This window comes from Corynebacterium gallinarum, from assembly GCF_014837045.1.
Lineage (GTDB): Bacteria > Actinomycetota > Actinomycetes > Mycobacteriales > Mycobacteriaceae > Corynebacterium > Corynebacterium gallinarum.
Genome location: NZ_JACSPR010000007.1, coordinates 144467 through 155092, shown reverse-complemented (window position 1 = coordinate 155092; position 10626 = coordinate 144467). Strand labels below are relative to the sequence as shown.

Sequence of the window (10626 nt, the reverse complement as noted above, 5' to 3'; positions counted from 1 at the left end):
AGCTAAGCCTGGTTACGCTGATGGTACTGCACTCGGGAGGGTGTGGGAGAGTAGGTGACCGCCGACCAACAACTTAAAAAAGATAGATATGTGTGTGACCGTATCACCCCGTGGTGGGTGATACGGTCACACATTTTTATGTGTCCACTATGCGGTAGTAGGGGGTGTGGTGAATTCACGGGGTTTCCCGGGGTTCACCACACCCCCTTTTTTGATGTCTAACCCCCGGATTATGGCAGGCTGACCACGAATGATTTCGCGGCATGAAATAGAGTTGCCGACATGAAGAACAAGTACGTCGTCAAGCGTCTGCGTCCCTTCGGGGAGACCATCTTTGCCACCATGACCCAGCGGGCCAACGAGGTGGGTGCCATCAACCTGGGGCAGGGATTTCCCGATGAGGACGGGCCGGCACAGATGCTCGAGATTGCCTCCCAGCAGATCCTCGGGGGCAACAACCAGTACTCCGGGGGCAGGGGAGAGCTGGGCCTGCGCACGGCTGTGGCAAAGGACAGACATAAACGCTTCAAACTCGACTACAACCCCGACACCGACGTCCTCATCACCGTCGGCGCCACCGAGGCGATCTCCGCGTCGGTACTCGGACTGGTGGAACCCGGGGACGAGGTGATCGTCCTGGAACCCTATTACGATGCCTACGCCGCAGCCATCGCCCTGGCTGGCGCGACCCGCGTGGCCGTGCCCCTGAAGGAGGAGGACAACACCTGGGTGCTCGACACCGATGCTGTCCACGCCGCGGTGACGAAGAAGACGAGCATGATCATCGTCAACAGTCCGCACAACCCCACGGGGTCGGTGTTCTCCAAGCGGTCACTGGAAGCCCTGGCGGGTATCGCCCGTGCCTATGATCTGCTGGTGCTCTCTGACGAGGTGTATGAGCATCTGACCTTCGACAAGGTCTCCCACACCGCTGTTGCCAGTCTGCCGGGCATGTGGGATCGGACGATCACGGTCTCCTCGGCAGCCAAGACCTTCAACGTCACGGGATGGAAGACCGGCTGGGCGCTGGCACCCGCCCCGATACTCGATGCGGTCATCCGGGCGAAGCAGTTCATGTCGTACGTGGGGGCCACACCGTTCCAACCCGCTGTCGCCCATGCCATCACCCATGAGAAGCCGTGGGTCAAGCAGATGCGCAAGGGGCTGCAGACCAAGCGGGACATCCTCACAGACGCGCTGACCGAGGCGGGCCTGACGGTCCACGACTCCCACGGCACGTACTTCGTCGTCGCAGATATCGGCGAGCGTGATGGTGCGGAGTTCTGCTTCGATCTCATTGACCGGGTCGGGGTGGCTGCGATCCCGGTGCAGGCGTTCGTCGACAAGCCCGAACAGTGGTCCTCGAAGGTACGGTTCGCGTTCTGCAAACAGGAGGACACACTGCGGGAGGCGGCACAGCGGCTGCGCGCGGCCGGCTCCCTGTAACGACAGAAGGTCGCCCCGGGGTCCACCCAGGCAGACAAAAAGCCGGTGGCAACCACCGATTTCTCAGCGGCCGCCACCGGCAGCAGGTTCCTTCGGAAAACTCTCTAGAGCACCAGCAGGTTCATGCGGGTGTTCTTGACCTCGTCGAGCCTGCTGCGGTTCTTCTCCAGCTTGCTCCACAGGTCGTGGGGGATGGTCTTCTCGGCGCGACGGACAACATCGGCATCCGTGGTGCCCCAGGTGATCGGCATGGGGCTGACCTCATCCCAGTGGTCCTGGTCGCGCATGGTGCGTCGGCCACTGACGGCGACGGATGGCACACGTTCACCCAGTTTGCGCTCATGCACGCCCAGGCGGTTGATGGTGCGCACCGCCAGGCCCCAGCGTGGGGGCAGGGTCTCATCCACATTGGTGTTGACCAGGGTCAGCAGCACCACATCGCGGGGATTGATCTCGGCAACCACGGCCGGGACCAGGGGGTACCGGTTGTAGAGGGAGGCCGCGGAACCGACCTGGCGGGGCAGGATCGGGATCATGATGAAGCTCAGGGCCGCCATGATGCCCATGACGATGAGGACCATCCAGCCCCAGACGGCGCCGTCGGCGAGGTAGTACAACACCCCGCCGATCGCCAGCAGCACCAGGCCGAAGAAGAATGCGGAGATCTGGAGGCGTTTGGTGTCGCGGAGGAACTCGTTGTTCTTCCGGGCGTAGGCTTCGTCGACGTCAAAGGAGAAGTGCTTCATCTATGTTTCTTTCTCGGTAATGGGGAAGAGGAGATCGTCGGCGTCGATGATCCGGTAGGCATAACCCTGTTCGGCGAGGAACCGCTGTCGGTGGGCGGCATACTCGGTGTCCAGGGTGTCGCGGCTGACCACGGAGTAGAAGTGGGCTTCGCCGCCGTCGGCCTTGGGTCGCAGGAGCCTGCCCAGACGCTGGGCCTCCTCCTGGCGGGAACCGAAGGTGCCGGAGACCTGGATGGCCACGGCGGCCTCGGGCAGGTCGATGGAGAAGTTCGCCACCTTGGACACCACCAGCACATTCAGTTCGCCGGAACGGAATTTATCAAACAACTCCCCGCGTTTCTTGTTGGAGGTCTTACCGTCCACGACGGGGGCGTCGAATTCCGCCCCGAGGTCCTCCAGCTGGTCCAGGTACGCGCCGATGATGAGGGTGGGTTGACCCTCATGCTGTTCTAAGATCCTGCGAACCACACGCGTTTTGGTGTGGGCGGTGGCGGCCAGACGGTAGCGGTCGGCGGTCTCCGCGGTGGCGTAGACCATGCGTTCGGCATCGGTCATGGTGGTGCGGACCTCCACGCAGTCGGCGGTGGCGATAAAACCCTGGGCCTCGAGGTCCTTCCACGGGGCGTCGTAACGCTTCGGGCCGATCAGGGAGAACACGTCCCCCTCGCGGCCGTCCTCGCGCACCAGGGTGGCGGTCAGGCCCAGCCGACGCCTGGACTGCAGATCGGAGGTCATGCGGAACACCGGGGCGGGCAGCAGGTGTACCTCGTCGTAGATGATCAGACCCCAGTCGCGGGAGTCGAACAGCTCCAGCGCCTTGTATTCGCCCTTGGTGCGGCGGGTGACCACCTGGTAGGTGGCGATGGTGACCGGGCGGATCTCCTTGCGTTCACCGGAGTATTCGCCGATCTCCTCCTCGGTGAGGGTGGTGCGGCGCAGCAGCTCATCCTTCCACTGGCGCCCGGCGACGGTGTTGGTGACCAGGATGAGGGTGGTGGCCTGGGCCCTGGCCATGGAGGCTGCACCCACCATTGTCTTGCCGGCACCACAGGGCAGCACCACCACGCCGGAGCCACCCTCCCAGAAGGAGTCGGCGGCGTATTGCTGGTAGTCGCGCAGCGACCAGTCCTCCACCTCGGTGGACAGCGCGATGGGGTGCGCCTCACCGTCGACATATCCGGCCAGGTCCTCGGCCGGCCAACCGATCTTGAGCAGTTCCTGCTTCAACCGGCCCCGCTCGGAGGGGTGCACCGCGATGGTCTCGGGATCCAGCTGCTGTCCCAGCATCGGCTTGATCTTCTTGTGGCGGGAGATCTCCACGAGGATCGCCGGTTCGGCGGATTCCAGAATCAGACCATGGGCGGGGTGTTTGTGCATGCGCACACGGCCGTAGCGGGACATGGTCTCGGCGACGTCGACAAGCAGGGGTTGGGGGACGGGGAAACGGCTGTACCGCTCGAGGACGTCGACCACCTGCTCCGCGTCGTGGCCCGCGGCGCGGGCGTTCCACAGTGCCAGCGGGGTGATGCGGTAGGTGTGGACGTGCTCAGGTGCGCGCTCCAGCTCGGCAAAGGGCGCGAGTGCGGCGCGGGCTTCACCGGCCAGCGCATGACCGGTTTCCAGCAGAACGGTTTTGTCGGATTGGACGATCAGAGGTCCATCGCCAAAGGCCACTAAGTGTGTCTCCTATCGATATACAAACCTCCATTATGTCACTGTTTTCCCACTAGTCCACTATCACCTCTGTGATCCTGTGCAACATGAAACGGTGCACGGCGCCGGTGCTTTCATCCAGCGCGTCGACCTGGCCGGCGTTGACCGTCAGGGGCTTGACCGTCCGGTGCACCGCAACCCCCTGCTTATCGACGAACCCCAGCGTCACCGTCCGCTGTCCCCGCACCGCCGCCTGCAGCACCGCCAGGGTGGGCTGATCGGAGACCGTTCCGGTTCGGGCCACCTCCTCACGTCGGATCGCGGCCACCGCCGCCCTGATGCGACTCTCATCCAGCGGGCCGGCGGACCGGGGTTGTTCCGCGGACGGCACACGGGCCGGTCGCGGTGCCAGATCGAGGCTGGCCCCCAGGGCATCTTCCGCCACCGGCTGCATACCGGCCTTGCGCAGGGCGGTGATCACCTCGATGAGGGAGGCGTTGGACACCGCCACGGTCGGCGCGATCTGGCGCAGCCCCAGTGCACCTGCGGCCTCCACCGCGGAGTGCAGCAGGGCCGGATCATCACTGCGCAGATAACACATGGCGGGTCCACCACGCAGCGTGCCGTGCCGACGGGCGATGTCCTGCAGCAGGTACGCCACCGACTGGGGCAGCCCGGTGGCGCTGTGCTGGGTGAGGAAATCCTCGATCTCCGCGGCGGTGAGCCCCAGATCCATCGCCTGGCGCAGCGACGCCTCACTGATGCGATACACACTGGCCAGACCCGGGGACTCCAGATCGGCGAGCTGCCCGATGATCTTCTGCATCTCCGGTTGGAGGGGACCGGGCACCATGACGGTGTAATCGGCCTGGACGATGAAGTAATCCACCGGTTTCGGGGCCCGGACCGCCGCGGCGATGTCCGCGATCTCAGGGATCACGCCCGCCGGGGACTTCGCCAACACCCGCGCCGGCGAGGTCACGCCCCCCTCAGCCACCGCACCGATCCAGCGGGCCTCCTCCAGGAGGTGACTGATGGTGTCCCGCGGAATACGGGATGCAGCCAGGGGATGGTGGAAGAACAGATCCGCCTCCAGATCATCCTCGTTGACCCGGGTCAGGGACTGCAGGATCATGGCGCGGGTCTCCGGCAGCGTATCCCGTCGGGAGGCCGGACTGAGCAGGTGGATGGGTTTGTTCTTCTCATCGGCCTCGCCGACCAGCCAGGCGGCGAAGGTCTGCGTCCACCAGCCACGCATCAGGTGGGCGAGTTGCTCGGCCAGGGGGGCCTGCAGCCACTCATCGGCCGCCGGGGTCGGCGCGATATAGTCACCGCCGTCGTCATCGGCCGGGAGGGGATCAGGCACCCCACGGCGCAGCAGTCCGCTGGCCACACCCAGGCCGACCACCCTGGCGACCTGCTGTTCATCCACCTGCAGCTCGCGGGTCAGGCGGGTGACCATGCGCACGCCGAGCGCTCCCTCCTTGAGGGTGGATACCGGGGCGGTGGAGAGGGCGTCGATAAGCATCCGTTGCAGGCGCACCACCTCGAGCCCCGCGGCGATACCCGCATCGTCTGCGCCCGGGACCGCGCTGGGTTCGACGGGCACCACACGCCAGGCGGTGTCCTCCTGGCCCTCCAGCACGCGCCGCACCACGCCCGGCAGCTTGACGGTCTGCTCATCCACACGCGAGAGCAGACCTGCCTTGATCAGCTGGGGGATCGGGCGTGCGGGATCCGCGGACAGCGCGGCATCACGGGTGAGCCCCAGCCCGTTGGAGGTGACCAGCGTGACCAGGATCTTGCGGTGACGCGCGGGCAGCGCCTCAATGCTTTGCGACGCCTCCCCAAACGTCAGGCTCATCCCGTGCTCCTCCGGCAACAGCTGCCAGTTGGCGGGAAGCGTGGCCATGGTCTCGGGGAGGATCATGAACCGCTCCCCACCGAAGACCAGAGCCAGCTGCCGGAGACGGTCCAGCGCCTTACCGATCTGTTCGGCGGTGGGCACGGCGGTGGAATGACGCAGGGCCCGGTGGAGTCGGTCCACCACTTCGGGGGCAGTAATCGGGTTGAGTTCCGCACCCGCGTTGGCAGCGGCCTCCAGCACGGCCAACTCGAGGGCGGACAGTTTGTGGACAGCACGCTGGATGGAGGCACGCAATTGCAAACGTGCAGCAAGGGAGCCTAAACCAGGAGGTAGAGGCAGGGCAGTGTCAGGTCGGTTACGGAGAATTCCAGACAGTTGGTCATCGTCGAGCTGCTCCAACCACCCCGTGAGGGTGGGAACGGGGGAATCTTTTTTCATGATGTCCCCAAGTTTAGGTGCAGTTGAGGTGACTTTTGTTCGCCGGATTTGAGACAATGGGAAACATGGCAAATGTAGAGAAGAAGGGTTACGTTGATCCGGCTTGGCCCGATCACGACCCAAGCGAAGGTCACGTAGTCACTGAACTCATTGCTCCCTACGCTGGTGCGTCCAGCCCATGGGGCGACGATTTGGAACTCCCGGTCCCGGCCGAGACTATCGGCTACGTCCACCCGTACACCCGTATCAACCGCTAGAGAGTTTTCGCGGGTCCTCAAGCAGACCCCCGCCTGACGGACCTGATGGTCCGCCAGGCGGGGGTTTCTTTATGGCTGCGGTGCGCGGGGTGGGGCAGGTGTGGCCTGGGGGCTCCGATTGGCCGAGCGCATACGCAAAAGGGCGGGCCCTCCCATGCTGTGGGAGGGCCCGCCCTTCTGGTGTTGTCAGTGCAGGTGTTTCTAGCGGCCGACGAAGGCGTTGTAGTGTGCCTCGACCTCTGCGGGGATCTGCACACCGTACTGCGCCAGGGTGCCGGCGACGGTGTCGTAGATGCCCTGGACGGAGTTGAGGTCGCTGGAGCCGACAGCCGGGTTGGTGTTGGCGCCCACGGTGGCACGGTACTCGGCCGGTGCTGCTGCAGGGGCCGGAGCCGGTGCAGGTGCGGGAGCCGGATTGAGGTTACGCGGGGTGGGGGCGGAGTTCAGTCCCAGCTTGCTGGAACAGGCTGGCCATGCGCCCCAGCCCTGGCCGGCGAGGGTGCGCTCGGCGACAGCGATCTGCTGCTCGCGGGAGGCCTGGTAGGCGAACGGTGCGAACTCAGCGCCACCGTAGGCACGCCAGGTGCCGGCGGAGAACTGCAGGCCACCGTGGTAGCCGTTGCCGGTGTTGATGGCCCAGTTACCACCGGACTCGCAGTTTGCGAGGCGGTCCCAGTCAGAGTCGGGGGCTGCGGAGGCTGCCGGGGCGAAGGCCACAGCGGCGGCACCGAAAGCAACGGTGGTGGCAGCCATCTTGACGAACGGGGTAGCGGTCTTGGCGGAATGACGTCCCATGAAAAGCATGTCCTCTCATCTGTCGCCGTCGAGGTTAGCTGTCGGGTTAGGGCGGAGGATGTGCCCTGCCGAAGAAGAACTTCGGCTTCACCCCAAGGAGTTACCTCCGGTGCCCGTGATGGGCAGGTGGGTTCCCCGTCCCTGTCTGCAAGTCTTCTACCGGGTAGAAGCGTGTGTGGTTTTTTAAGGTCTGATGCATCTGCGGTAAATGTTCACCCTCCAGCCCCAGACAGGGTTTGGCGATGAGCCGGATGTGACGAACTGCTGCAGTGCCTGAGGGACACCGTAGCCGGTAGGTCACGATTGTGTCACGTTTTTTATACGTTCTTCACCAAGCGTGGGGTGGGGGAGGTGGGATTTGCGCAGGTCACCCCAATGGCTGACGGGTCTGTGAGGTATGTCACAAAACGGTTCTTTCCGTAACTCAAGGGGGCTTTTGACGGATTTTAGTGGCACCGGGCGAGGTGTATAATAGTCTCTTCGTACTTTTAGCTAGTGGTTGGTTTTCTCGAGGAAGAAAGTGGTGAGGGCACGTGCCTGTCGGAACTGTGAAATGGTATGACCCTGAGCGTGGTTTCGGCTTTGTCTCCAATCCGGGTGAGGAGGACTGCTTCGTGGGCAAGCAGGTCCTGCCCAAGGGGGTCACCGAACTCCACCAGGGGCAGCGCATCGAATTCGACTTCGCCGCGGGGCGTAAAGGTCCCCAGGCCCTGCGCGTGAAGGTGCTGGACACCCCACGCCGTCGCCCACAGCACGCCCATAAGCCCGAGGAACTCAACGGGATCATCTCCGACATGGTGACCATGCTGGAGGGAACCGTGCAGCCGGCGCTGCTCAAGGGCCACTACCCGGACCGCAAGGTCGGGGAGCAGGTGGCCAAGATCCTGCGCGCCGTGGCCAAGGAACTCGAGGCATAACAACGAGGTGTAGCAGCCGGGTACGGCAACCTGATACGGCAACGGTCCCCGGGGTTCAGCGTGATCTGAACCCCGGGGACCGTTGTCATATCTGCGGGTGGGCTGGTGCAGCGGTGTCGCGGCTCCTACTGCTCCACGGTGGCCAGGGACCAGGTGGTGGTGTAGGGGGTCTCCTCACCATTATCATCCGTGCCGATCATCACGGAGGTCACCTCCACGACCACCAGGCGGGGACGTTCGCCGCCCTCTGTCAGGGGATCAACCGAACCGGGAATGGTGGCCTCGGTTGCTTCATAGCTGGTGTGGTAGATCTCGTCGTTGGCTGCCGGGTCATCGTAGATGGTCAGCAGGTACCAGTCATGGTCGTGGACGGTCTCGGGGATGGTCAGTCGCAGTTCCTCATCCGCACCGACCGCGAGGGTGGGAACATCGTTCTCCTCGCACTCCACACCCGGCTCGCAGATGCTGTACGGGAAGACCTCGATCTCACCGGCGGGGGAGCTGGCGGTGAGGGAAACGGTCTCCGGTTCCGGTTCGGGGCGGCTATTCCACCAGTTCTGGAATACGACAGAGATCACCACCACGATCACCACCGCCACCAGGAGCGCCGCGATCTGGATGAAGTTCTTGCGTTTGGTCTTCCGACTAGCCATGGGATCTGATTCTAGTCAGCGTTGATCGGCGTCGACGAACCGGACCTCGTAGAGGTCGGGCCAGCGTTTACCGGTGAGGTAGAAACGATCACTCCCGGGGATGTGGGCGATGCCGTTGAGCACGTTGTTCGGATCGGGCAGGGCATTGTTGGGCAGCGCCGAACCGTCGATGACGGCGGTGACCTCGCCGGTGTCGGGATCGAACCGGAGGATGTCGGTGGCGAGGAAGATGTTGGCGTAGACCTCGCCTTCCACGCACTCGAGCTCATTGATGCCGGTGACCGGTTGTCCGTCGAGTGTGACCGCGACCCGGGAGGTTTCCTCGAAAGTGTCCGGATCCAGGTGTCGGATTTCATTGGTGCCATCTGACATGATGAGGGTGTCCTGGAAGGAACACAGTCCCCAGCCCTCACCCTCATAGGAGACACGGTCGATCTCCTCCAGGGTCCCGGCATCCCGCTTGAAGGCGGTTCCCGCCTTCCAGGTCAACTGCCACACATGGTCATCGGTGCGGGTGATGCCCTCACCGAAGAACCGGTCCTCCAGCGGCTGGATATCAACGCGTTGACCGCCGGGCGTGGTGCGGAAGATCTCCGAACCGCCGTACTGGCCGGTGCCCACCAACAGCTGATCCCCGTCGACCTCCAGGCCCTGGGTGAAGACGGTGTCATCGAAAGGATGGACAGTGATGATCTCCGGGATGAGACGCTCAACCGTTCCCGTGGGTGACGGGGAGGAATCGGGGGAACCGGGGGCATCCATAGCCGTGGAACACCCGGAGGACAGGGCTGAGGACAGGGCGACGGACAGCACCCCGGGGAGGACAGACAATTTATTGGGCAGCATGCTTGCTGATTCTAAACCGTCTCCGCCTCATCCCACAGGTGTTGGTTCACCTCGGAGAAGGTCGGCATGAACGCCGCCACCGGTCGCTTCTCCCCGATGCGGAAGACGCTGCCGTATTCCACCCAGGCCTCCACCAGCTGGATGCCTCTGAAGGAACTGATGAACCACACCTCGGCGCTGCGCATCTCCTCGATGTCAAAACCATCCGGGCGGGCCTTGGGGGTGGCGCCCTGGGTGAGGAGGTAGTTCATCACCGGGGCCTCCGACACCGACGGCAGGGCACGCTCGTGGGTGGAGTGGAAGACCATGTCACCCCGGAGGACGAGGAATGATCCCTCAATGGGGCTGATGGCCCTGCCACGTTCGTTGATGAGCAGGCCGGTGTCGGCGCCACGACGACGTGACGCGGCGTGGGTGCTGGACTGCCAGGCCTGATCACGGCCCCTGACACCGGGGCTTTCCCGCTCATCGGCGTGCCCGTGGGCATCTACGGTGATGGTGGGGGAGAAGGGGCGGGACGGACGGGCCTCTACATTGAAACCGTGGTTCTCCGCCAGGATGGTGACAAAGACATCGGGTCCTGCGGAGCGCAGTCTCGCGCGGATCTCATCCTCGTACGCAGCTGTTGCAGGGATCTGGGTGACCAAACGCTCCATATGGGCGGAAAACGCCCGGACTCGGCCGTTGATCATGTGAAAACTTGTGGCCACCACGGTGTGTCGATGCACCTTCCGTTCTAGATCTGACGGCTGCCAAATAACTTCCAAATTAATGGAGGACAGCCAAATAGTAGCATCTCAGCCATGGGTTTAGTTGACGTGGGCCGTTATTCACCCGTCTTTCTGCCACAGGAGTTGCCTGCCAACGGGTAGGGGTGAAACAATTTCCACGCACTCATAGCACCTAACCGATTGCCGGTTGTGGACGCCCACCATGGATGGACCAATGGATGGACCGATGGATGGACCGTGTACCGCAGGCAGTGGGCGGGATGCAGACGCGTCGCTT

10 protein-coding genes and 1 riboswitch are annotated in these 10626 nt (G+C 63.7%); of the genes, 3 read left to right on the top strand and 7 right to left on the bottom strand.

Annotation, left to right across the window (positions count from 1 at the left end; genetic code table 11):
* The first annotated feature begins 282 nt into the window (after positions 1-282).
* The gene (locus H9627_RS10790) at positions 283-1446 is read left to right on the top strand and encodes a pyridoxal phosphate-dependent aminotransferase (RefSeq protein ID WP_191734038.1); all 1164 of its coding nucleotides are present in this window, start codon (positions 283-285) and stop codon (positions 1444-1446) included.
* A gap of 104 nt (positions 1447-1550) precedes the next feature.
* On the opposite strand, the gene H9627_RS10785 is transcribed toward H9627_RS10790, so the two are convergent.
* Genes H9627_RS10785 through H9627_RS14315 form a run of 3 tightly spaced genes read right to left on the bottom strand, consistent with a single transcriptional unit; the run spans position 1551 to position 6150 of the window.
* The gene (locus tag H9627_RS10785) at positions 1551-2192 is read right to left on the bottom strand and encodes a DUF3239 domain-containing protein (protein WP_191734037.1); all 642 of its coding nucleotides are present in this window, start codon (positions 2190-2192) and stop codon (positions 1551-1553) included.
* Positions 2193-3866: a DNA repair helicase XPB gene (locus H9627_RS10780; protein WP_191734036.1), complete on the bottom strand. Its 1674-nt coding sequence runs from the start codon at positions 3864-3866 to the stop codon at positions 2193-2195.
* A 52-nt stretch (positions 3867-3918) separates the two neighbouring features.
* The gene (locus tag H9627_RS14315) at positions 3919-6150 is read right to left on the bottom strand and encodes a helicase-associated domain-containing protein (RefSeq protein WP_191734035.1); all 2232 of its coding nucleotides are present in this window, start codon (positions 6148-6150) and stop codon (positions 3919-3921) included.
* 65 nt (positions 6151-6215) lie between these two features.
* Here H9627_RS14315 and H9627_RS14230 point away from each other — a divergent pair, with 65 nt between their 5' ends.
* The gene (locus H9627_RS14230; protein WP_225213759.1) at positions 6216-6407 is read left to right on the top strand and encodes a hypothetical protein; all 192 of its coding nucleotides are present in this window, start codon (positions 6216-6218) and stop codon (positions 6405-6407) included.
* A 201-nt stretch (positions 6408-6608) separates the two neighbouring features.
* Here the strand turns inward: H9627_RS14230 and H9627_RS10770 are convergent, their stop codons facing one another.
* The gene (locus H9627_RS10770; protein ID WP_191734034.1) at positions 6609-7202 is read right to left on the bottom strand and encodes a resuscitation-promoting factor Rpf1 domain-containing protein; all 594 of its coding nucleotides are present in this window, start codon (positions 7200-7202) and stop codon (positions 6609-6611) included.
* 7 nt (positions 7203-7209) lie between these two features.
* Positions 7210-7384, bottom strand: a riboswitch (cyclic di-AMP (ydaO/yuaA leader).
* 351 nt (positions 7385-7735) lie between these two features.
* Between H9627_RS10770 and H9627_RS10765 the strand changes: the two genes are divergently transcribed.
* Positions 7736-8119, top strand: a complete 384-nt coding sequence (locus H9627_RS10765) for a cold-shock protein (RefSeq protein WP_191734033.1) — start codon at positions 7736-7738, stop codon at positions 8117-8119.
* Positions 8120-8244: 125 nt separating this feature from the next.
* Here H9627_RS10765 and H9627_RS10760 read toward each other — a convergent pair whose 3' ends face one another.
* Genes H9627_RS10760 through H9627_RS10750 form a run of 3 tightly spaced genes read right to left on the bottom strand, consistent with a single transcriptional unit; the run spans position 8245 to position 10310 of the window.
* A complete protein-coding gene (locus H9627_RS10760) occupies positions 8245-8772 on the bottom strand; it encodes a DUF2771 domain-containing protein (protein WP_191734032.1) in 528 nt (175 codons plus the stop codon).
* A gap of 15 nt (positions 8773-8787) precedes the next feature.
* Positions 8788-9618, bottom strand: a complete 831-nt coding sequence (locus H9627_RS10755; RefSeq protein WP_191734031.1) for a glutaminyl-peptide cyclotransferase — start codon at positions 9616-9618, stop codon at positions 8788-8790.
* Between the two features lie 11 nt (positions 9619-9629).
* Positions 9630-10310: an aminotransferase class IV gene (locus tag H9627_RS10750; protein ID WP_225213758.1), complete on the bottom strand. Its 681-nt coding sequence runs from the start codon at positions 10308-10310 to the stop codon at positions 9630-9632.
* Between the last annotated feature and the right edge of the window lie 316 nt (positions 10311-10626).